This window comes from Camelimonas sp. ID_303_24 (assembly GCF_053543495.1).
On record NZ_JBLLJM010000005.1, the window covers coordinates 77,594 to 99,243 of the forward strand.

The following is a 21,650-nucleotide window of genomic DNA, read 5'->3' on the forward strand; positions in this document are numbered from 1 at the left end:
AGACCGGGTTTGGCAAATCACGGCCGGAGCAGGTCAGGCCCCCGCCCTGTTTCCGGAAGCCGCCAGCAGCGGCCGCCGGGCGCGCGGCCCCTCACCAGCCCCGCTGCTGCTTGATCATGCGCTTCTGCATGTCTTTCTGGTGACGCAGATAATCCATCTGGGCCTGGTTCTGCATCATGTAATAGTCCCGGATCCGGTCCTTGCGCGAGGTCGTATCCCGGTAGTGCTGGGCGTCATAGTGATCGTCGTGGACATAGTTGTCCTGATCGCCGAACAGATCGATGACGCCGCGCATAAAGTCTTTGGCGGGCACAATGCGCCATGCCCCGTCCCCAGGGGCGCCGGGAGCCATGAACGGAGCCGCCCGCGCTTCCACCGCGGCCATGCCGATCGCGACAAACAACGCGCCCCGGAGCAGCAACGCCCCCTGGAGCGGCAATGCGCCCTGGAGCAGATTGCGTGAAAACATCTTCATGGCGCGCCTCCCTGGCGGACTGACCGGCGACGCGGACGCCGCCCGAAGCCTGAAGCCCGCGTCAACTCGCGGTGAAAAACAAAGACCCGTCCCAGCGCAAGGATGCGCCAAAGCGGAGAACCCTGGCCTCATTCATTGGGCCGGCGCGTGAACGCATGCGGCAGCTCCGGGTTTAACCAGCGCAGCTGCGTGATGTTTCCGGCCTCATCGCGATCGAACTGAACCTGCGTGAAGGAAACATCGCCAGCCATGGCGACGATGGGCGCGTAGCCTGCCGTGGGGGTCAGGCGCGCCTGAAAACGGTTCGGATCGCTCGCATCAGGAACCAGTTGGGCCACGGCGTCGGTTTTCTCGAGCTTCATCTGCAATTTGCCGTCAGCCACCGTGACGATCGCCGCCCCAAGCACCGGCGAGACATAGCTGCCCGCCAGCGCGGTCGCCCCTGGGCGCAGCGGCCCGGCGACAAAGGCCGCTTCCTGCCTGCGCTGCAAATCCTGGCTGGCGCGCGCCGCTTTCGCCCCCTGCGCGATGCTGTCGACGCCGGGATTGTCGAGCACCCTGTCATAAAACCACTGGGCCAGCGCATCGGCCAGGGCAGGCGAGCCTGTATTGGTCAGGATGACCAGGCCCGTTTTTCCGTCAGGCAGAAAGCCGGCGTGGGCGCCGAAACCGGGCGTGCCGCCATTGTGCCAGATAATGCGCCCCTTTGGCGTAGCGTTGACCACCCAGCCGAGGGCGTAGCCAACCCGCTCGCTCACGGCGACGCGCGGCGTCCAGGTAACGGCGAGATTGTCTTCCGAAACCAGCACCTTGCCGTCGATCTGGCCGCGCCCCAGTTGCAGCCGCAGCCATTGCGCGAGATCCCGGACGGTGGAATTGAAGGCGCCGGCCGGCCCGAACGCGTAAGGCAGCGCCCCATGGAACGGGAGCGGCGTCGGCGGCTCTCCAGGCCGGTAGCCGATCGCATGATCGGCGGCCTGGGCGATTGCCTCCGGGGTGGCGGTCGTCGATGTCATGCCAAGCGGATCGAGCAGCGTCCGCTTCACCGCATCCTGCCAGCTGGCGGCGCCGGTCACCTGCGCCACCACATCCCCGCCCACCATGTGCGGAATGTTGAGATAGCCGAAATCCGAACGGAAAACCTGCGTTTGCGTCACGACCCGCATGGAGCGGAACAGCGTTTGCCGGTCAAAGCCAAGCGGGATCAGCCCATCATTGACATAGGGCGTCAGGCCGGAGCGCTGCGCGGCGAGGTCGAGAATGCGAAAATCACGCGTCACCCAGGGATCGGCCAGTTGCAACGCCGCCGTGTGATCAACGACGCGGTCGCTCCACCCCAGGCGGCCGGCGTCGACGGCCTGCGCCAGCGTCACGGTCAGGAACGCCTTGGTCAGGGACCCGGCCTGGAACACCGTATCCGGCGTCACCGGATCTGGCTTGCCAAAGGCCTTGACGCCGAACCCCTTGCTGTAGACCAGCCGGTCGTCGTGCACGACGGCAATGGCGACGCCCGGGGCAGCGAACGCCTTCATTCCGGCCGCCACCTGCTGCTCAAATTCCGGCAGCAACGCCTGGATCTTGCCGGCCGTGACATCCGCGACATCCGCGCGCGCGGCGTGCAGGGTGACGAGAGAGACGATCGCCGCCGCGACAAATCCAGCGCAATGCTTCATGGCGCGCAACTTTCCTGCATGATGCGCCGGACGCCCCTGGCCGGCGCCAGATCAGGCGCGGAAGCGGCGGCGGACAAGCTGACGACCCACCCAGGAAAAAGCAGACAATACTGTATTGCCCACTGGTCGTCTGGCGACGATGGCGGCTTTTGGCATGAACGGCAAGAGCAATATTGCGCAATTACGGCCAGCTGCAGATATCGCCCCGCCAGAAACGAGATGTTTCATATTAACTTCGCAAAAATCATCAGAAGCTTGTGCGGGCGCCGCCCCAATTGTGCGCCGGCGCACGGCCCATGACCGCTGACCAGAGACTGGCCACAACAGTCTGGCCAAATTCATTTTTTCCGCATGCCAACACTTGACCTTGCGCGAACCTGCTCCAGGCCGGATGCCTCCCTTCCAGAGCGACCTCCGGTTGTGGCGCATTTTGAGACAAGTGAAGCCGGCTTTTTGCGAGGAAAATCCGGCGCGCAAAAAAACCAGACCCTTTCCGCAAGCCGGACTTCACCGACAGGGCCTGCGTCCCGTATCTCCCGCTTACGCCTGTTTTGGCGGCAGGCTCATCACATGGGCCATGGTCAGCGACAGCAGGCGCCGGCGCACGTCCTCATCGCGCCACGCGTCCTCGTCAGCCAGCACCCAGCCCCCCATCCGCCGCGCGCCGGCGCCCATCGGCCGCACGCCCGGCAGGGCCAGGGCCTCGGCCTCCTGCGCCTTGCCGACCCGCGCCATCAATCCTGGCGTGATGGCGGCGCAGATCATGTTGCCGTCCACCATCCACGCCAGACCGCCGAACATGCGCTTCTCGCCAAGCCATGGCAGGCCATCGAGCGCGGCGCGGATGTGCTGTTCAAGCTCCGGATCGAACGCCATCACGCCTCCCCCTGTCCGCCCATCCGCATGGGCGGCGATCAACGCTCGCCGCTGTACTCGCGCCGCCGGCGCTCCAGCTCCTGACTGTAGCGGCGCAGGGCGTAAGCTTCGGTGACATAGCCCAGCACCCGGCGCGACAGGGGATCGTCCACCACCGGCAGGGTTTCGGTTTCCGCCCGCTCGAACGCCTCCAGAACCTTCTCGACGCCCTGGCGCGGCGTCAGGAAGGCGTTGGGCGCGTGGCGCAGGTCGCGAACCAGGCTGATGGCGGCGATGCTGTCATAGTCCGTGGCGTGGGCCTCCGGCACATAGACGACGCCGGCATAGGCCCCCGCCTCGTCGGTGAGGAACACCTGGGCGGTGGAATCGATCGGGAACCGTTTGCGGAACGCCGCGATGGTCATGGTCTCGGCGGCGGTGCGCGCCTCGCGGCGCATCAGCTTCACCACCGTCAGATCGCGCGCCCAGCCCACATCCATGGCGCTGCGGATGGTTTCGCCGCGCAGGTGCAGACGCCAGGTGGAGAACGAGTAGCCGAAGGTGCGGCGCACCAGCACCGTCGCCACGATCACCGACATCAGCACGGCGCTGGTCATCGACAGGTCGCCGGTCATGCCCAGCACCAGAAAGGTCATGGTCAGCGGCGCGCCAATCACCGCCGCCGCCAGCGAGGCCATGCCAACCAGCACGTAGACCACGCGATCGCTGGCCAGATGCGGCGCCAGGGCAAAGTAACTTTCGCCCACCAGGCCGCCGAACAGAACGCCGGTGAACAGCGACGTGAAGAACAGGCCGCCGCGAAAGCCGGAGCCAACCGAGATCGACGCCGCCAGCATCTTGCCCACCAGCAGGAAGAGCAGCAGCCCGACGCCATGCGCCGAACTGAAATAGACTTCCATTCCGCCATGACCGGCGCCGAGCACCGCCGGAGATCCCAGCGCCAGCAGGCCGACGAACACACCGCCAATGGCTGGCCGCAGCCAGCGCGGCGCATTGAGGCGCACGAAGCCGGATTCCACCGTGGTGGCGGTTTTCATCAGCCCGACGCCCAGCCCGGCCGCGACGCACCCCATGGCGACGAAGATGACATAGTCGCCGCCCGAGAACGACAGCGAGCCAACCAGCGGCGCATGCGGCGACGTGGTCAGCAGTTCGTGAACCAGATTGGCCACCAGGGCGGCGGCCATCACCGGAGCCAACGTCGCCACGCTATAGCCGGCCAGCACCAGTTCGAAGGCATAGAAGGCGCCGGCCAACGGCGCGTTGAACGCCGCCGCGATGGCGGCGGCGGCGCCGCAACCCACCAGGGTGCGCACATCGACGCGGCGCAGGCGCAGGGCGCTGGCCAGCCATGAGGCCGCGCCAGAGGCGGACTGCGTATAGCCGGCCTCAAGCCCGACCGAAGCGCCGGAGCCGCAGGAGAGAACGGTTCCGCCGGTCAGCAGCAGGGAATCGGTCAGCGACATGCGGCCGCCATACAGGGCGTTGGCCTCAATGGGGTCGACCGCCTCGCGCTTGCGCCAGGCGCGGATGCCGATGGTGGTCAGGCCGACGACAAGGCCGCCGATCGCCGGCCCCAGCACCGCCCGCCACGGATTGAGCGTCTCCTGGGCGCTGAGCCGCTGCCCAGGGGGCAGCGCATAGATCAGTTCGTGCATCCACTGGGCCAGCGCATTGATGCCGAACACGCCAACGCCGGCCACCAGGCCGATCAGTCCGCCAAGGATCAGCGGCGACAGTTCGTCCGCCCGGATGAACGAGCGCCAGCGCCGGCCAACGAGCACCCGCACGGCCCTGACGCGGCGGCGCGGCGTCCATCGGGCGCGCACCGGAGCTGGCCTTGCTGTTTCGCTCGCACTCATATCCAATCCCCGGCGGCGACCGCCCCCTGCGCCCGGCCCCTGCATACCCCGCGGGCCGTGTATGTTGATGCCTTTTACACAGGCGCGCGTGCTTCACTTCGCGTCATCCTGTCCAGGCCATACGCAGCGTAACCTGGATTTGTCGATCCCGCCTGTTTGCGCCAGAACACTTGCTTCCGGCGGCCATATAAGTGGTATGAGGCAGGCAGGTTCATTTTTGGTTGCCGCCGGGCGCGTGCGCGCATTGTCCGGTGCGGAAGGAAGAGGCCATGACGCGGCGCCCCGGCGATGCATCCGACATCCAGTCCATGCCAGGGACGCCGCCAACGCCATATGGCGCGGACGCCGATCCGCATGCCGCCTATCCTGATGATCTGATCCGCTCCATTCTGACGGGCGTGAAATCCATCGCCATCGTCGGCGCCTCCAGCAACACGGTGCGCCCGAGCTGGATCGTCACCAATTATATGGCGAAGCGCGGCTACAGGGTGTGGGCGGTGAATCCGGGCCTTGCCGGAACCGAAATCGCCGGCTGCCCGGTGGTCGCCAGCCTGCGCGACCTGCCGGAGCCGGTCGACATGGTCGACATCTTCCGCAATTCGGCGGCGGCCGGCGACATCGTCGACGAGGCGCTCGCCCTGCCGGTTCCGCCAAAGGTCATCTGGATGCAGCTGACCGTGCGCAATGACGCAGCGGCGGCGAAGGCCGAAGCGCGCGGCTGCACGGTTATCATGGACCGCTGCCCAAAGATCGAATACGGCCGCTTTTCCGGCGAGATTTCCTGGAACGGCGTCAATTCCCGGGTGCTGTCGTCGAAACGCCGCGTCAATGCCGGCGGCAACGTGCAGCGCATGACGCTGGGCGCCGCCGGGCCGTCGTTCCGCGGGCGGGGCTGAGCGTTGCATCCGCGTTTCGCCCGGAACAGCGTTTGACGCGAGCGCGGGCGGTCATTTAAACAATACCAGATGGGTTATATTTCAATACACATCTGACAGGGGGTAAATATGTCCGGACGCGAGCCAAACTTCCACACGCTGGCTGTTCACGCAGGCGCCAGCCCTGACCCAACCACCGGCGCCCGGGTGACGCCGATCTACCAGACGGCGTCGTTCGTGTTCGACGACGTGGACCACGCCGCCTCGCTGTTCGGGCTGCAGGCGTTCGGCAACATTTACACCCGCATCACCAACCCCACGACGGCGGTGCTGGAAGAGCGCGTCGCCGCGCTGGAAGGCGGCGCCGCCGCCCTCGCCGTCGCTTCCGGCCACGCCGCCCAGATGATCGCCTTCCACTGCCTGATGCAGGCGGGCGAGGAGTTCGTCGCCAGCCGCAAGCTCTATGGCGGCTCGATCAACCAGTTCAACAATTCGTTCAAGAATTTCGGCTGGAATGTCATCTGGGCCGACAGCGACGATCCGGCGTCGTTCGATCGCGCCATCACCCCGCGCACCAAGGCGATCTTCATTGAATCCATCGCCAATCCGGGCGGCGTCGTGGTTGACGTGCAGGCGATCTCGGCCATCGCGAAGAAGCACAACATCCCGCTGATCGTCGACAACACCCTGGCCTCGCCCTACCTGTGGCAGCCGATCAGGGACGGCGCCGACATCGTGCTGCACTCGGCCACCAAGTTCCTCGGCGGCCACGGCAACTCCATGGGCGGCGTCATCGTCGACGCCGGCACGTTCAACTGGGCCGGCGACGCGCGTTATCCGATGCTGTCGCAGCCGCGTCCGGAATATAACGGCCTGGTCATCGCCGAGACCTTCGGCAATTTCGCCTTCGCCATCGCCGCCCGCGTGCTGTCGCTGCGCGATCTCGGCCCGGCGATCTCGCCGTTCAACGCCTTCCAGATCATCACCGGCATCGAGACCCTGCCGCTGCGCATGGCCCGCCAGTCGGAAACGGCGCTCAAGGTGGCGCGGCATCTGGCCAGCCATCCGGCGGTGTCCTGGGTGAGCTATCCGGGCCTGGAGAACGATCCCTATCACGCGCTGGCCCAGAAATACCTGCCGCGCGGCGCCGGCGCGGTGTTCACCTTTGGCCTCAGGGGCGGCTATGACGCGGGCGTCAGCCTGGTGGCGGCGCTGGAGCTGTTCTCCCATCTCGCCAACATCGGCGACACCCGCTCGCTGGTGATCCACCCGGCCTCCACCACCCACCGCCAGCTCAGCGACGCGCAGAAGACCGCCGCCGGCGCCGGCCCGGACGTGGTGCGCCTGTCGATTGGCCTGGAAGACGCCGGCGACCTGATCGCCGACCTCGACGCCGCCCTGAAGGGCTGAAGCAAAACTGCTGGAGCGCGATGCGGTCGCACTGCACCGCGCCTCTGGCCTGTCTGCCTGGCGCGCTTTCCGGTCAGCCGGAACCGGCTGATCGGTCAGAATTCGCTCAAACCAGGGAGAACCAGAGCAGGTTGCGATCCAGATTGATCGAAAACTGCTCTGATATCGCGTGATGTTCGCGAACAGGCGGCATCCGCCTGTCCGCATCATGCCCCAGGGAAAAACCTGCTCCGGCGCGGCGACCGACGCGCCTGAGAACTGACGGGCAGGACCTTGCGTTGCTCCGGCAGCATATGGAGCCAGCCTCTCACCGCAGGCGACGACCGAAAATCAGGGATCTCGCCGCGGCCCCAGGCGCGGCTGGCGCCTGACGGCCCCCGGATGAAGCTGTCCCGCCCCGCAATGTCGCGGGCGACCTGCCCGGTCCATTGAATTGCGATACGACTTAATAGATCAGATGAACTGTATTCCAATACACGCAAAATATCCCTATCAAGCCCGCGAGTTAACCCAGCATCACATTGCGCGCTTCATCGGGCGTGGATAGGTTCCCCGGATTGTATCCAGGGAATTTTTATGAAGATTATTACGTTTGGGCTGGCAAGTCCGGCATTGGCAGGTTGTGCGTCAAATACCCGAGAGCATTGGACCAGCCTATATTTCACCCATGATCTACATGGATTTCTCGTGCAGCGAAATTTCCCATGAAGCCCAGCGCCTGTCGCAGCGCGCGGCGCTGGCTGCTGGCGAGCAGGACAGAAAATCAACCAATGATGCTGTGGCGACGGGCGTCGCCGTGGTGCTGTTCTGGCCCGCGGCGTTCCTGATCAAGGGCGACGGAGCCACAAGCACCGAAGTGGCGCGCCTCAAGGGGGAAATGGACGCGATTGAGCAGGCTTCCCACATGAAGAGGTGCGGGATCGCGTTCCCGCGCAGCGCGGCGCGCTGATCTGGAGCCGGATCCATTCCTGTTGGAACGCGTCATATCAGCGCCCCTGATCACCAGCATCCAAGAAGCTGACGCATCCGCGACCTGAAAAGCCCAGACGCCGCCCTCGCCTCGCCAAAGCCCGATGAGCCATCTCCAGATGGGCCAGCCCCAGACAGGGAAGCCTCATCGGGTTCCGGCATCAGCCGCATCAATGAGGATCGCTCCGGTTCCAGCACTTTTGCCCTGCCCTTTGCTTGCGCAAACCTGCCCCTCGCGCCCCCGGGACCTTGTCGCGCGGGCGGCGGAGCCGCGACAGCTACGTCAGGCCCGCAGCCGCACCTTCCGCCAGCGCCGGGGCTGGCGCCGGGGCTGGCGCCGGGCCGCCGCGCCAACACACAGCCGCTGGCCTTCAAAACCGCCAGAAACCGTCACAATCACAACGCTGGTCGCAGCCACCGCCATTCGCCATCGGGCAGGCACTACAATCGTCACCATAACGCATCTCCCCGCCTGTTCTGGACAAGTGTAGGATTGTCACTGGTTTACGACTCGTTAATCGCGATATTTTTCAAACCTGATCTATGTATAAATTGCAATTAAACGCGACGCCGTCAATATTCCAGAGCATTGGCCGCAAAACAATCGTTCGACTACCAGACATGCATGATTCGCGCCTGTGACGGCGCATGAACCTGCCCATAAATCTGCCTTTGTCATGAGACGCATGAACCTGCCTGTCAGTTCCCTGCATCCCGGCAAATTAATGCGCCGTCACCAGCCCAACGCGGAGCCGCCCACGAAAAAACCCCGACAGCGCGGGGTTTGATGCATCCCGGATGGCGCCGCGCGATCTGGTCCCGCGCGGCCTGACCCGGCTGATATTCCTCACGAAAGGCGGGGAGCCCCCTGCTGGCCAGAACCCGCCCTGGCCAGCCGGCGGGCATGGATCATCGCCGTCACCAGCACGGCCAGGGCGCAAGCCTGGTGCAGCAGTCCGGCCCAGATCGGCACGGCCAGCAGCAGGGTCGCCACGCCAATCACGCCCTGAATGGCGATGACCCCGGCCAGCGCCATGGCGCGATGCGCCGCCCCGGCGGAGGCGCGGCCGATAGCGGCCAGCCGCCGCGCGTCGACCGCGTGATAGATGGCAAGCGCCAGCAGGATGTAGGCGCCCATGCGGTGGTTGAACTGCACCGTGGGAACCGTCGCCAGCGCATTCATCCACCAGGGATCAAGCGGCGCCAGCGTCGCCGCGTCGGGAATGAAGCGCCCGTCCATTAGCGGCCAGGTGTTGTAGGTGAGGCCCGCGCGCAGGCCCGCCACCAGCGCGCCAAGACCGATCTGCGCGAAGCTGCCGGCGACCAGCAGCACGGCCACCCAGCGCACGCGCCGCGCCGAACGCGCCTCCGGGCGCGGCGACAGGCGGACGATGACCGCCACGACGCAGGCGAGCAGGATGCAGGCGGCCAGCAGATGCAGCATCAGCTTCACCGGCGCCACCGCCGTCATGCCGGGCTGCAGGCCCGAATGCACCATGATCCAGCCAATGGCGCCCTGCAAACCGCCCAGCAGGCCAATCACCGCCAGCATGACCAGCAGGCGGCCGCGCACGGCGCCGCGCACGGCGAACCAGACCAGCGGCAGCATGTAGGCCAGGCCAATAAAGCGGCCGAGCTGACGGTGCCCCCACTCCCACAGATAGATGAACTGGAACTCGCCAAGCGACATGCCAGCGTTCAGCAGCCGGTATTGCGGCGTCGCCCGGTAGAGATCGAATTCGGCCATCCAGGCGCCGTGCGACAGGGGCGGAATGGCTCCGGTAATCGGCTTCCATTCGGTGATCGACAGGCCGGAGCCGGTCAGGCGGGTGGCCCCGCCCACAACAACCATGACGAAAATCAGGCAGCTGACGAAAATCAGCCAGTTGCGCACCGCCCGCTGGCCTGGCTGCGCCGGGGCGGGCGCGCCGGCAATGGCGTCGTCGATGCTGGTGGTCGTCATCACTTCACTCCATGCGGGCGCCGCAGGTTCAGGCCCGCCGCGCCCGTCGTATAATGCCGGCGCGCCGCCGCCGCCAAGGCGGGCAACCGCCGCACCCTGGCGGACGCGCTCCAGGGCCGGGCCGGCAAAAGCGGTTTCAACCGCGGCGGTATTGGTCTAGAGGCTGTGCTGGCGACGCCGGAGCGCGATGCGGACCCGCGCAGCCACAGATCTGGCAAATCCGGGATTCGAAAATTCCGGGTCTGGCAAATCCCGCGTCGGGCAGGCCTCTGGCATGGCGCCCCCCAACGTATTGAACGACGTATTGAACAGAGACGGCTTCACCGCTCCCCCTGGATGGCCCCGGCGCACCAGCACGAACGGCTCCCGCTCTCGCGACAGGCCCTGGAGACGTCATGACCCGCCGCAAACGCAAATTCTTCGGCTCGATCGGCATGCTGGTTTTTGTGATGGTGTATGCGCTGGTCGTCATGGTCATCGCGCAGGGCCGCATCCAGGAATCCGGCAAGACAGCGCAGTTCATTTTCTTCCTGCTGGCCGGCGTCGGCTGGGTGCTGCCGGTCATGCCGCTGATCAAATGGATGGAGCGCGCCGACAGCTGACGCCAGAACCATCTGCGCCAGAACCATCCGCCCCCTTGCGCCAGCCCCAGCGGACGCTGCTCCGGCCCGGGCGGCGCGCAGCAGGTCGCGCACGGGCGCGCGGCGCGCTGATTTGGGCTTTGCAAGTCGCGAATGCGCCAGCATCATCGCGATCTGGTATGATGGGGAGCGCGCCATGTCTGGCAGCCTGATCGACGAAGCCGCCGTGGCCGCCGCCTGGGACAGCAACGCCGACCAGTGGACGGCTGACGTCCAGGCCGGGCGCGATCTGTATCGGGACCTCTACACCCTGCCGGCGTTCCTCGATTTTATCCCGGGCATCCAGGGCAAGACCGTGCTCGACCTCGGCTGCGGCGAGGGCTCCAATACCCGCCGCTTCGCCGGATTGGGCGCCGACGTCACCGGCATCGATATTTCGCCGCGCATGATCGCGGCGGCGCAGGCGCGGGAGAACGCCGGACCAGCCGGCGTCCGTTACCTTACGGGCTCATTCTGCGACATGCCTGCGATAGCGGCGGAGAGTTTCGACGTCGCCCTGTCGACGCTGGCGCTGATGGACAGCCCGGACTTCCCGGCGGCGATGCGGGAGGTCCGGCGCGTGCTCAGGCCAGGCGGGCGCCTGGCCTTCAGCGTCCTGCACCCGTGCTTCATCACGCCAGCGACAAGGTGGCAGTACGGCGACGATGGGCGGGCGACAGGTCTGCATGTGGGGGGCTATTTCGACCAGCAGCCATTCATCGAGCGCTGGCGCTTTGGCAAAAGCCCGCTGGATAAAAGCCCGTTCCCGGCCGAAGCCGCGCCGTTTTCCGTGCCGCGCTTTCCGGCGACCCTGTCGGAATACCTCAATGGCGTCATCGCCGCCGGCCTGCGCATCACCCGGATGGACGAACCACGCCCGGATGAAGCGCTTGCGAAGCAACATCCCTGGCTGGCCCGCTGGCGGCTGCATGCGCCGCTGGCCCTGCTCATCGAGGCCGAGCGGTAGGCGACATGCGATGAAGCGGGGCCGCTCCGCGTGCGGCGACGCGCGGGAGCCGCGTGAAAAACGCGTCCAGCCAAAACGCTGGAGCCGCCGTCAGTTGCGGCTGGCGAGGCGCGCGTTGGTGCGCTCAAGGCGGGTGGCGATCTCACGCATCACGGCAATGGCCATCTGCGGAAACTGCGCCAGCAGCTCAATGAACACCCGCTTGTCAATGCGCAGGGCCACAACGTCGCCAACGGCGGTGATGGTGGCGCTGCGCGGCGTCTCCGCCAGCACCGCCATTTCACCGATCAGGGCGTTGCGGCCAAACTCGGCCACCTTGAGCTGCCCGTGGGCGGTTTCCAGCAGAACGTCGGCGGCGCCATCAAGAATGACGTAAGCGGCGTCGCCGACATCGCCCTGCGTGAAGAACCGTTGCCCACTGGCGAAGGTCACGCGCTCGCTGGTGAACGCCAGCAACTTGAGCCGGGCCGGATCGATATCCCGGAACATCGGCACCTGTCGCAGCGACTGAACTTCATTCTCAAGCGTCATACCGCCCCCTCCACGGGCCAGAAGGCGGCCCCGCCAAAACATGCCCCGCAAACCAGGCGGGCCGCCCGGCGCAGGAAAAAAGCAACAAACCGGACAGAAGGGCGGCGTTGCCGGATCCCATCCCGTTCCAGACCCCGGGCAACCTCAGCCAGCGGCTGAAGCCCCGTGATGGTCGCGCACCACAACCGGGTGCACGCCCTCAAAGCGCACCAACATGTCAAACACGTCGGGATCGGCCAGCGCCTCGCCATGCAGCACCGCGACAATCGACCGGCCGGCCATGCGCTCGGAGATGGCGGACAGCATGGCGCGGGCGTGGTTCTCGCCAAAGGCGGAGAATACCCCGTCGAGGATCAGCATGTCGGGATTCTTTATCAGACCCCGCGCGATGTAAACCGCCACCCGGTGCTCCGCCGACAGCAGCCGGCCGGCGGGGCCAATCTGATAGTCCAGCCCCACGCGCTCCACGTCCAGCCGCAGCCCGAGATCATCGATCAGTTCGGTCGTTTGCGCCGTGATGCGCGGCAGCGCGTCCGCCACGCTGTGGCTCATGCGGCCAAACGCCAGATTGTTGCGCAGGGGCGCGGCGACGGTCAGCCGCTCCGGATCGTAGAATTCGACAGCGCCAACAAAGGCGCTCTCATCAAGGGCAGTATGCAGGCGTTTGCGCGCCCGCACCAGGGCCTGGCGCAGATCATCGTTGAGCAGGCCAAGACGATGTTTCGGCTCGATGTAATCCAGCGTGAGGGCTAGCAGGCTCGCACGCCCGTCATGATCGAGGCCGGCGATCCCCCGGGATTTCCAGCGCGCGACGATGTCATCGAAGTCGGCGATGTCATCGGCGTCGATGAACGAAAACTGCTCGAACAGGGGATGCCCCGGCGGCAGATCGCGGAAAATCTCATTCATGGTGGCGGCAATGTTCGCACCCATGTTGATGAGGGAATCGAGGACATCCTCGGCGTCGAGAACCCGTGTCGCCAGCCGGTTTTCGGCCAGCGCCTCGCCCATGAAATCCGCATGCACCGGCACGCCAAACAGCAGGTTCTCGGCCACGGTGGCCTGGGTGTTGTAGAGCTCGAAATCAAAGGGCTCGATCAGGTTGGAAAGCCCCTGCTCCTCCAGCCGCTGGCGCACGACCTTGCGCGCCTCCACCACCTTCTCCGCCAGGCGCGGATAACGCTCCGGATCAACCAGCCCCCACATGCCAAGCTTCAGCAAGGTTTCGCGCAGGCCGACCAGCTCAAGCACATCCGTCAGCCGCTCATCGAGCGCCGTGGCGTCGCTGACCTGCGCCAGCTCCAGATCCAGCCACCCCTCGCCGGTGGCGTCCATGGCGCCCTCGGTGCGCAGCGCCTCCATGCGCCGCACGCCCGTCAGTTCCGGCGCGTCCTGCTGCCGGTGGCGCAGGCCGTACACCAGGTTCTCGCGCAGGGAGCCGGCGAACAGCACCGGCTCCGGCCCGGCATAGGCGATGCGCCGCCCGGTCAGATGCTCGGGCATGCGCGACAGCTCGATATCGCCGAAGGTGACCGCGCCGCGATATTCGGTGATGCGCCGCGCCAGCACCCGCGCCACGGCGCCGGGCGCGGCGCTGTCCTGGGCCACCAGCGCGATGCGCATCGGCAAATCGCGGGTGAACGACAGATGCTCCACCAGCACCATGCCATGACTGTCGGTGATGTGCAGATCGGTGAGCGTCACCGGGCCCTGCAGGCGCGGCGGCTCAACGCCGGGCGGCAGCGGGGCCAGGGCCTCCTCCGACAGCAGCCTGTCCGGCGAGAATTGCTGCACCACCTGCTCGTATTTGATCTGCACGTCGAGACGCTGCTGGTCCCAGTCGATCAACTCCTTCAGCGGCGGCGGCAGATCGCGGTAGGCGGCGATGACTGCGACAAGCTGGCCGATGTCGAGGGTGCCCTTCAGGGCGAAATAGCCGCCGACGGCGTAAAAGAAGAACGGCGTGATCTGGGCCAGCAGATTGTTGAGAAACTTGACCATGAATTTCCACTTGTAGATGCGGAAACGCAGGTCGAAGAGCGTGTAGAGGCGCTCGCTGACGTCGGCGCGCTCATAGGCGGTGGCGTCGTTGTCGTGGATGGCTTCAAGGTCGTCCACGACCTCGCTGACCTTGCCGGCGAGGCGGCGGGAAAGGATCTGCCGCTGCTTGCCAAGGCGCAGCTGCACGCGGCGCATGCGCGGGATGATCGTGAACTGGATGGCGACGATGCCGCCGGCGATCAGCCCGAGCCAGACGTTTTGCAGCATGATGAACGTCATGGCGGTGAGCGCCTGGGAGCCCAGCAACAACGGCTGGGAGAAGGCGTCGCCGATAAAGCCGCCGATCGGCTCCACCTCGTCCTTGATCATCGTCGCCGTCTCGGAAGACTTGATGGTCTTCTGGGTTTCCGGCGTGAAGCGCAGCACGATGGCGAAGAGATCGAAGCGCAGGCGGCGCAACATGCGCTCGCCCAGCGCGCCCTTGGCGACGTTGATCCAGTATTTGAAAGCGCCGTTCACCAGCACGAAGAACAGGAACAGGCTGGAAAGGCCAAACAGCAGGCCGATCTGGCCGACCTTGTAGCCGTCATGAATCGAAACGTAACCGCCGCCGAGATAGGACGGCAGCTCAACGCCAAGCTTCAGGAAATCCGTGGTGGGAACGCCGCTTCTGAAGGCGCCGCCCTGGATCGCCTCGTTGACGATGCGCTTGGGCAGATCCAGCGACCAGTAATAGAAAGGCAGCGACGCCAGCACGACCACGAAAATGATCAGCTGATCGCGCCGGGAATGACGCCAGACGTACCGGAACAGATTTCGCTCCAACGTCTCACCTCCAGGGGCCGGGCGACTTCCGTGCGCAATCCCAAAGCCATCGGTTGCAAAGTGCAGCCGGCCCGAACCTCCTGCAACAGGCTGGCAAGAGGCGAGCCACAGGCTGGCGACAGGCCCGGGAGCCGTACTTCCCAAGCGTAGCGCCGGATTCGCGATTTTGACAGAGATGCGTTCTGGAGCCCCCGGTCTATTCCGGCATCCGTCCACATGCTGCGCTGAAAACCGGTTTGTTGGCGAGAAGTTGCGCTTTATGCCGTTTCCGTGTTGGGCGGAAATAGTCTAGGTTGCCGCTCAAGGGGAGCCGGACGGCGCGCAGCCAGCGCCGGCGGGGACAGGGAGCACGGCCGGCGGCCGCAATGAGGTCTTCATGATCATGGAGGACGCCGGGGGGCGTGCCGGCGCACTGGACGCCCTGGCAAACACAGGCGCGCGCGTGCTGATGTACAGCCACGACACGTTCGGGCTGGGACATTTGCGCCGTTCGCGAACCATCGCCAACGTCCTCGCCAGCGAAGCGCCAGGCGTCTCGGTCATTATCGTGTCCGGCTCGCCGGTCATCGGCAGCTTCGAATTCCGCCCAGGCGTCGACTATGTGCGGGTGCCGGGCGTCGTGAAGATGGCCAATGGCGACTATCGCACCCTCAATCTCAACATGGGCGTTGATGAAACGGCGGCGTTGCGGGCCCAGCTCATCCGCCAGACCACCGAGAGCTTCCGGCCCGACCTGGTCATCGTCGACAAGGAGCCAACCGGATTTCGCGGCGAAATTACCGGGGCGCTGGAGCTGGCGCGCCGCCAGGGCGCGCGCGTCGTGCTCGGCGTGCGCGACGTCATGGACGACCCCGACCTGCTGGTTCCGGAATGGGAGCGCAAGGGCGCGCTGCAGGCGCTGGAGGGCCTGTATGACGACATCTGGGTTTACGGCCTGAAGGAAATTTACGAGCCGCTGGCCGCATTCAACCTGTCGCAGCGCCTGCGCCAGCGTACGTTATATACGGGCTATCTGCGGCGCAGCCTGCCCAACGAGCCAACGCTGACGCGTTATCCCAGGATCACCCGGGGGCCGTTTGTCCTTGTCACCAGCGGCGGCGGGGCCGACGGCGACGACATGGTCGACTGGGTCATCAGCGCCTATGAGGCGGATCCGGGCCTGCAGGTTCCCGCCCTTGTCGTGTTCGGGCCGTTCATCGCCCGCGATCGCCGGCGCGACTTCATGGAGCGCATCAACCGCCATCCGCGCCTGGCGGCGCTGTCATTCGACAGCAAGCTGGAAAGCCTGATGAACCGCGCCACGGCGGTGGTCGCCATGGGCGGCTACAATACCTTTTGCGAGGTGCTGTCCTTCGACCGGCCAGCCCTGATCGTGCCGCGCACCCGCCCGCGCCGCGAGCAATATATCCGCGCCATGGCGGCCGAGCGGCTGGGGCTGGCCAGCGCCATTGTCGGAGAAGATGGCGAGCGCGACCCGTTGCGCATGGCCGCGGCGCTGCATCGCCTGCTGGAGCAGCCGCGCCCCAGCGCCACGACCCTGTGCGCCGATCCATTGCTTGGCGGCGCGGAAGCCATCCGCCATGACTTCGCCCGATGGCTGGACGCCCGCTCCGGGCGCGCTGCCGACCAGCATCACGAGCGCCATCTGCGCACCGCCGCCAGTTCCTGAACCCCGGCGCTGCCCAGCGCATCCGTTCCCAGGTTCGACAGCAACCCTGCCGCCGGCAACACCACCAAAACGCCCGATAAAACGCCCCATGGCCCCTTCCCGATGACGTCTCCCAAGCCCAACGCCAGTCTCGCCCACGCCAGTCACGCCCACGTCAGTCATGCCGACGCCAGCCCGCCAGCCGCCGCGCCGGCGGCGGGCGAAATCGCCATCGTCGTGAAGGGCTACCCGCGCCTTTCCGAGACCTTCATCGCCCAGGAAATCCTTGCCCTGGAGCGGCGCGGCCTGAAACTGCGCATCGTCTCGCTGCGCGAGCCCACCGACAGCGCCGTCCACCCGATGCACCAGCAAATCAGGGCGCCCGTGGCCTATCTGCCGGAATATCTGCACGAGGCGCCGGTGCGCGTACTGAAGGGCCTGGGCTGGGCGGTGCGCCAGCCGGGCTTCGGCCGCATGCTTGGCGCCTTCGTCCGCGACTTCCGTCGCGACCTGACGCGCAACCGCGTTCGTCGTCTTGGCCAGGCCATGGTTTTTGCCCGCGAACTGCCCGCCAGCGTTGGCCACGTGCATGTGCATTACCTGCATACGCCGGCCTCCGTCGTGCGCTACGCCGCGCTGCTGCGCCGCTCGGCGGCCAACCCGGCCCCCTGGAGCTTTTCCGCCCACGCCAAGGACATCTGGACCACCCCGGACTGGGAGAAGCGCGAGAAAATCGCCGAATGCCTGTTCGGCGTCACCTGCACGCGTCAGAACCTGGCCGCTTTGCAAGCGCTGGCGCCGGAGCCGGAGCGCGTCGCCCTCGCCTATCACGGGCTCGACCTGTCGCGCCTGCCGCCCCCACCCGACAGCCGCCCGGCCAGCGATGGCGGCGACCCGGCCGCGCCGGTGCGGATTGTCACGGTGGGCCGCGCCGTGGCCAAAAAAGGCTTTGGCGACCTGCTGAAGGCCCTGGCGGGCCTGCCTGGCGATCTCAACTGGCAGTTCGTGCATGTGGGCGGCGGCGAACTGCTGCCGCGCCTCAAGACGGAGGCGGAGCAACTCGGTCTCGGCCAGCGCGTGGTCTTCATGGGCGCCCTGCCCCAGCCGGACGTGATGGCCCTGCTCGGCGCCGCCGATCTGTTCGTGCTGCCGGCGCGCAAGACCCGCTCCGGCGATCAGGACGGCCTGCCCAATGTGCTGATGGAGGCGGCCAGCCAGAAGCTGGCGATCATCGCCAGCGATTTCGCCGGCATCCCCGAATTCATCCGCGACGACGTGGAGGGCGTGCTGGTTCCGCCAGCGGATTTCACCACGCTGGCCAACGCCATCAATCTGCTGGCGCGCGAACCGGAGCGGCGCGCCCGTCTCGGCGAGGCCGCCTGGCGACGGCTGCGGGCGGATTTTTCCATGGACGGCGGCGTTGACCTGATCGAAACCCGCCTGCGCGCCGCCCTCGCCGCCAGCGCGTCCTCCGGCCGCCGCGGTCCGGCGGGAGGCGTTGCATCGTCAGCCTGACCCGCCAGCCGCCCGCGCGTGAGCGACAACGCCCGTGGCCAGAGCACGCCGGCAGGAACGCGCTGGCTGGAACGCGCTGGCCAGAGCATGTTCCAGCGACGCCGGCGACGCTTCGCCTGAAAATAACGGGACTGGCCAGAGCGGCAGGGCGAAAATCCGCCACCCATGAACGGACTTGCGCTACGGATTGGCGCTCCGGATTTCAGGAAGATGACGCCATGGTCCGCAATGCCCCCGTCGCCTTCTGTGCGCCCATGAAACCGCCGGACCATCCCCAGCCGTCCGGCGACCGCACCATGGCGCGCAATCTGCTGGCGGCGCTGGCCGCAGCGGGCTACGCCCCGGAAGTCGCCTCACGCCTGCGCAGCCACGACAAAACCGGCGACCAGGCCACGCAAGGCGCCATCCGCGACGCCGCCTTGCGCGAGGCCGACCTGCTGATCGCCCGCTGGCGCGCCGCCCCCGTCGCCGCCCGCCCGCGCCTGTGGTTCACCTACCATCTGTATGACCGGGCCCCGGACTGGATCGGCCCGGCCGTCGCGGCGGCGCTCGATATTCCATACGTGGTCGCCGAGGCTTCGCTCGCCCCCCGCCGCGCCAACGGCCCCTGGCGCATGGGCCACGCCGCGACCGTGGCGGCGCTGCGCCGGGCCAGCGCCGTTTTTGTGCTCAATGAAAACGACCGGCCATGCCTGCTCGAAGCCCCCGAACTGGCGGATGCGCGCATGGCGGAAAAGTGCCGCGCCCTGCCGCCCTTCCTGACGCGATTGCCGGCGCCGCCGCCCGTCGCCCCGGATCGGCAACCAGGCGCCGGCGTCGTGCGCCTGCTGGCCGTGGCCATGCTGCGCCGGGGCGACAAGCTGGCCTCGTTCCGGATTCTCGCCGACAGCCTGAGCCGTCTGGCGAGCCAGAACTGGCGCCTGACGATCGTGGGCGATGGTCCGGCGCGGGACGAAGTCGCGGCGCTGTTCGCGCCATTTGGCGCGCGGGTGGTTCTCGCGGGTCTGGCGGCGCCAGAGGCGCTCGACGCCATCTATGCGGCGCATGATCTGCTGGTCTGGCCGGCGGTCAATGAGGCGTTCGGCATGGCCCTGCTGGAGGCGCAGGCCAATGGCTGCCCGGTGCTGGCCGGCGATACCGGCGGCGTCAGCGGCGTGGTGCGCAACGATGAAACCGGCTGGCTGGTCGCCGGCAAGCCGCAGACGACGCTCGCCTGCCGCTTCGCCGCCCGGCTGGGTGATCTGCTGGGCCAGCCGGACCGGTTGCCGCCCGCTGGCGCGGCCGGCGCCGCATTTGTTCGCCAGCAGCGCAGCCTTGCCAGCGCCGCCACGATTTTACGGGATACGCTGGCGCCATTGCTGACGGAACGGAACGCCCCATGAGCTTGCGCATCGCCATCGTCGTCACCCACCTGCTTGGCGTCGGCCACCTGACGCGGGCCGCCGCTTTGGCCCGGGCGCTGGCGGCGCGTGGACACGTCGCGCAACTCATCAGCGGCGGCCAGCCAGCTCCGCTGCTGCGCGCCGAAGGCGTCGAACTGGTTCAGTTGCCGCCGCTGCATGTGGTGGGGACAGCGTTTTCCGATCTGCGCGAAGCGGACGGCGCGCCGCTCACGCCGGAAACGGCGCATTGCCGCATCGCCATCGCCCGCGAGGCCCTGGAGCGGCTGCAGCCGCATGTGCTGGTCACCGAGCTGTTTCCGTTCGGCCGCCGCGCTTTGGGGGCGGAATTCCTGGCCATTCTGGAGACGGCCCGGCAACTGGCGCGGCCGCCCCTGGTGCTGGCCTCGGTGCGCGATATCCTGGCCCGGCCGGCGAAGCAGGCGAAGATCGACGCCGCCCACGCCCTGCTGCGCGCCCGCTATGACGGCGTGCTGGTTCACGCCGACCCGGCGGTGGTCCCGCTGGAGGCCTCCTGGCCAATCGCCGGTGACCTGAAGCCCCGCCTGCACTACACCGGCTATGTGGACGACAGCCCCCCAGTTGACGGCAGCTCCCCAGGCGCGCCACTGCCGGCGGCCGCGCCCGCCCAGGGCGAGATCGTCGTCTCCGGCGGCGGTTCGGCGGCGGCGCTGCCGCTGCTGCGCGCCGCCCTGGCGGCGGCGGCAGCTGATCCGCAACGGCGCGTCTGGCGGATGCTGGTTGGCCACAAGGTGGCGGAATCGGCGATGACCAGCCTGCGCCATGCCGCGCCGGCCAACGCCATTGTCGCGCGCGCCAGGCCGGATTTTCGCGATCTGCTGCGCCGCTGCGCCGCCTCGATCAGCCAGTGCGGCTACAACACCGCCCTCGACATTCTCGCCACCGGCGCGCCGGCGGTGGTGGTTCCGTTCGCTGAAGGCGGCGAAACCGAGCAGGCCCAGCGCGCCGCCCTGTTCGCCGCCCGCGGCCTCGTCCAGAACCTCGCTCTGGAAGATGCCACGGCCGCAACACTGCTTGCCGCCGTCAGCGCGGCGCAGGCCTGCGGGCGGGGCAGCGGCCACGGCATCGCGGTGAATGGCGCCGCGCGCGCGGCGCAGATCATCGAAGAACTGGCGGCGCCCAGGCAGGCCATCGCCAGCCCCGGCGTCACTCCGCTGACCACGGCCATTACCGCCGCCCTGGCCCCCGCCAAGGCTGCCCTGGACCATGCCGCCGACGCCGGCCAGAGCGTCGCGTTCTGGCATCGCGACGACGACGCCGTCGCGCCGACGCCGCAACTGGAGCGGCTGCTGGCCCTGACCCGCGCCCATGAGGCGCCGCTCGCCATCGCCGCCATCCCCGCCCACGCCACGCCTGAACTGGCGGGCCGCCTTGCCGGCGAGGCGCATGTCGCCGTGCTGGTTCATGGCTTCAGCCACGAAAACCTCGCCCCGCCTGACGCCAAAAAGGGCGAGTTCAGCCATGGCGACCCGGCAGAGCTGGCGCGCCGGGCGGCGGACGGGCTGGCCCGCATCCGCGCCCTGTTCGGCGCCCAGGCGCGCCCGGTGTTCACGCCGCCGTGGAACCGGACCAGCCCGGCCCTGACGCCGCGCCTGGCGGGCGCGGGTTTTGCCGGCCTGTCAACCTTCCGCCACCGGGCGGCGCGTTTCGCGGCCCCGGGCCTGGCGCAGGTCAATACGCACATCGACCCCATTGCCTGGCGCGGCGATCGCAGCCTGGTCGATCCGGCGGACCTCGCCGCAACGCTGCGTCAGGCCATCGCCCGCGTCACCGCCCCTGGCGCCGACCCCGAACCCATCGGCCTGCTCAGCCATCACCTGGCGCACGATGCCCGCATCGACGCCTTCATCGCCATCCTGCTCGGCCTGATCGCCGGCCATCCGGCCGCGCGCATGATCGCGATCAACGACGCCCTGTCGCATGGCGACCTGGCGCGGTAGCTGGCGCGGGCCAGGCGCCCCCGGGCGGGCGCCGTTTTGCCCAATCCATCCCCAATGGCGTCCCGTTTCGCCGCGCTGC

Annotated in this window: 16 protein-coding genes; 9 read left to right on the forward strand and 7 right to left on the reverse strand. The window is 67.3% G+C overall.

Annotated elements, in window-relative coordinates; all coding sequences use genetic code 11:
* Positions 1-91: 91 nt before the first annotated feature.
* The 4 genes from ACERNI_RS06135 to ACERNI_RS06150 form a co-directional block, all read right to left on the reverse strand.
* Positions 92-475, reverse strand: a complete 384-nt coding sequence (locus ACERNI_RS06135; RefSeq protein WP_448832397.1) for a hypothetical protein — start codon at positions 473-475, stop codon at positions 92-94.
* Between the two features lie 128 nt (positions 476-603).
* A complete protein-coding gene (locus ACERNI_RS06140) occupies positions 604-2,148 on the reverse strand; it encodes a serine hydrolase domain-containing protein (RefSeq protein ID WP_448832398.1) in 1,545 nt (514 codons plus the stop codon).
* A 540-nt stretch (positions 2,149-2,688) separates the two neighbouring features.
* Complete coding sequence (locus tag ACERNI_RS06145; RefSeq protein ID WP_448832399.1) at positions 2,689-3,024, reverse strand: TfoX/Sxy family protein; 336 nt, start codon at positions 3,022-3,024, stop codon at positions 2,689-2,691.
* A gap of 38 nt (positions 3,025-3,062) precedes the next feature.
* On the reverse strand, positions 3,063-4,886 hold the full coding sequence (locus tag ACERNI_RS06150; protein ID WP_448832400.1) for a chloride channel protein: 1,824 nt from the start codon (positions 4,884-4,886) through the stop codon (positions 3,063-3,065).
* Positions 4,887-5,194: 308 nt separating this feature from the next.
* Here ACERNI_RS06150 and ACERNI_RS06155 point away from each other — a divergent pair, with 308 nt between their 5' ends.
* The 3 genes from ACERNI_RS06155 to ACERNI_RS06165 all read left to right on the forward strand — a co-directional run bounded on the left by ACERNI_RS06155 (position 5,195) and on the right by ACERNI_RS06165 (position 8,120).
* Positions 5,195-5,782: a CoA-binding protein gene (locus tag ACERNI_RS06155; RefSeq protein ID WP_448832826.1), complete on the forward strand. Its 588-nt coding sequence runs from the start codon at positions 5,195-5,197 to the stop codon at positions 5,780-5,782.
* A 108-nt stretch (positions 5,783-5,890) separates the two neighbouring features.
* Positions 5,891-7,171, forward strand: coding sequence for an O-acetylhomoserine aminocarboxypropyltransferase (locus tag ACERNI_RS06160; RefSeq protein ID WP_448832401.1), 1,281 nt, complete (start codon positions 5,891-5,893; stop codon positions 7,169-7,171).
* Positions 7,172-7,763: 592 nt separating this feature from the next.
* Positions 7,764-8,120, forward strand: coding sequence for a hypothetical protein (locus tag ACERNI_RS06165; RefSeq protein WP_448832402.1), 357 nt, complete (start codon positions 7,764-7,766; stop codon positions 8,118-8,120).
* A gap of 867 nt (positions 8,121-8,987) precedes the next feature.
* Here ACERNI_RS06165 and ACERNI_RS06170 read toward each other — a convergent pair.
* Positions 8,988-10,103: a COX15/CtaA family protein gene (locus ACERNI_RS06170; protein ID WP_448832403.1), complete on the reverse strand. Its 1,116-nt coding sequence runs from the start codon at positions 10,101-10,103 to the stop codon at positions 8,988-8,990.
* Between the two features lie 395 nt (positions 10,104-10,498).
* Between ACERNI_RS06170 and ACERNI_RS06175 the strand changes: the two genes are divergently transcribed.
* Complete coding sequence (locus tag ACERNI_RS06175) at positions 10,499-10,705, forward strand: DUF2842 domain-containing protein (protein WP_448832404.1); 207 nt, start codon at positions 10,499-10,501, stop codon at positions 10,703-10,705.
* 175 nt (positions 10,706-10,880) lie between these two features.
* Positions 10,881-11,690 carry a class I SAM-dependent methyltransferase gene (locus ACERNI_RS06180; RefSeq protein WP_448832405.1) on the forward strand — a complete coding sequence of 270 codons (810 nt, stop codon included), beginning with the start codon at positions 10,881-10,883 and terminating at the stop codon, positions 11,688-11,690.
* 90 nt (positions 11,691-11,780) lie between these two features.
* Here the strand turns inward: ACERNI_RS06180 and ACERNI_RS06185 are convergent, their stop codons facing one another.
* Positions 11,781-12,221 carry a Crp/Fnr family transcriptional regulator gene (locus ACERNI_RS06185; protein ID WP_448832406.1) on the reverse strand — a complete coding sequence of 147 codons (441 nt, stop codon included), beginning with the start codon at positions 12,219-12,221 and terminating at the stop codon, positions 11,781-11,783.
* 144 nt (positions 12,222-12,365) lie between these two features.
* Complete coding sequence (locus ACERNI_RS06190) at positions 12,366-15,047, reverse strand: ABC transporter transmembrane domain-containing protein (RefSeq protein WP_448832407.1); 2,682 nt, start codon at positions 15,045-15,047, stop codon at positions 12,366-12,368.
* A 376-nt stretch (positions 15,048-15,423) separates the two neighbouring features.
* Here ACERNI_RS06190 and ACERNI_RS06195 point away from each other — a divergent pair, with 376 nt between their 5' ends.
* From ACERNI_RS06195 to ACERNI_RS06210, 4 genes are all read left to right on the forward strand, one after another.
* Entirely contained in the window at positions 15,424-16,716 is a 1,293-nt protein-coding gene (locus ACERNI_RS06195; protein ID WP_448832408.1) for a glycosyltransferase family protein, read from the forward strand.
* A gap of 102 nt (positions 16,717-16,818) precedes the next feature.
* A complete protein-coding gene (locus ACERNI_RS06200) occupies positions 16,819-18,210 on the forward strand; it encodes a glycosyltransferase family 4 protein (RefSeq protein WP_448832409.1) in 1,392 nt (463 codons plus the stop codon).
* Positions 18,211-18,428: 218 nt separating this feature from the next.
* A complete protein-coding gene (locus ACERNI_RS06205; RefSeq protein WP_448832410.1) occupies positions 18,429-19,592 on the forward strand; it encodes a glycosyltransferase family 4 protein in 1,164 nt (387 codons plus the stop codon).
* Positions 19,589-21,571 carry a glycosyltransferase gene (locus ACERNI_RS06210; RefSeq protein WP_448832411.1) on the forward strand — a complete coding sequence of 661 codons (1,983 nt, stop codon included), beginning with the start codon at positions 19,589-19,591 and terminating at the stop codon, positions 21,569-21,571. Before ACERNI_RS06205 ends, ACERNI_RS06210 begins: the two co-directional genes overlap by 4 nt.
* Positions 21,572-21,650 lie beyond the last annotated feature (79 nt).

What these genes read in the sequence shown, in the direction of transcription:
- ACERNI_RS06135 (WP_448832397.1), bottom strand. Translation starts at nt 475, where the DNA reads ATGAAGATGTTTTCACGCAATCTGCTCCAGGGCGCATTGCCGCTCCAG.
- ACERNI_RS06140 (WP_448832398.1), bottom strand. Translation starts at nt 2,148, where the DNA reads ATGAAGCATTGCGCTGGATTTGTCGCGGCGGCGATCGTCTCTCTCGTC.
- ACERNI_RS06145 (WP_448832399.1), bottom strand. Translation starts at nt 3,024, where the DNA reads ATGGCGTTCGATCCGGAGCTTGAACAGCACATCCGCGCCGCGCTCGAT.
- ACERNI_RS06150 (WP_448832400.1), bottom strand. Translation starts at nt 4,886, where the DNA reads ATGAGTGCGAGCGAAACAGCAAGGCCAGCTCCGGTGCGCGCCCGATGG.
- ACERNI_RS06155 (WP_448832826.1), top strand. Translation starts at nt 5,195, where the DNA reads ATGCCAGGGACGCCGCCAACGCCATATGGCGCGGACGCCGATCCGCAT.
- ACERNI_RS06160 (WP_448832401.1), top strand. Translation starts at nt 5,891, where the DNA reads ATGTCCGGACGCGAGCCAAACTTCCACACGCTGGCTGTTCACGCAGGC.
- ACERNI_RS06170 (WP_448832403.1), bottom strand. Translation starts at nt 10,103, where the DNA reads ATGACGACCACCAGCATCGACGACGCCATTGCCGGCGCGCCCGCCCCG.
- ACERNI_RS06175 (WP_448832404.1), top strand. Translation starts at nt 10,499, where the DNA reads ATGACCCGCCGCAAACGCAAATTCTTCGGCTCGATCGGCATGCTGGTT.
- ACERNI_RS06180 (WP_448832405.1), top strand. Translation starts at nt 10,881, where the DNA reads ATGTCTGGCAGCCTGATCGACGAAGCCGCCGTGGCCGCCGCCTGGGAC.
- ACERNI_RS06185 (WP_448832406.1), bottom strand. Translation starts at nt 12,221, where the DNA reads ATGACGCTTGAGAATGAAGTTCAGTCGCTGCGACAGGTGCCGATGTTC.
- ACERNI_RS06195 (WP_448832408.1), top strand. Translation starts at nt 15,424, where the DNA reads ATGATCATGGAGGACGCCGGGGGGCGTGCCGGCGCACTGGACGCCCTG.
- ACERNI_RS06200 (WP_448832409.1), top strand. Translation starts at nt 16,819, where the DNA reads ATGACGTCTCCCAAGCCCAACGCCAGTCTCGCCCACGCCAGTCACGCC.
- ACERNI_RS06205 (WP_448832410.1), top strand. Translation starts at nt 18,429, where the DNA reads ATGGTCCGCAATGCCCCCGTCGCCTTCTGTGCGCCCATGAAACCGCCG.
- ACERNI_RS06210 (WP_448832411.1), top strand. Translation starts at nt 19,589, where the DNA reads ATGAGCTTGCGCATCGCCATCGTCGTCACCCACCTGCTTGGCGTCGGC.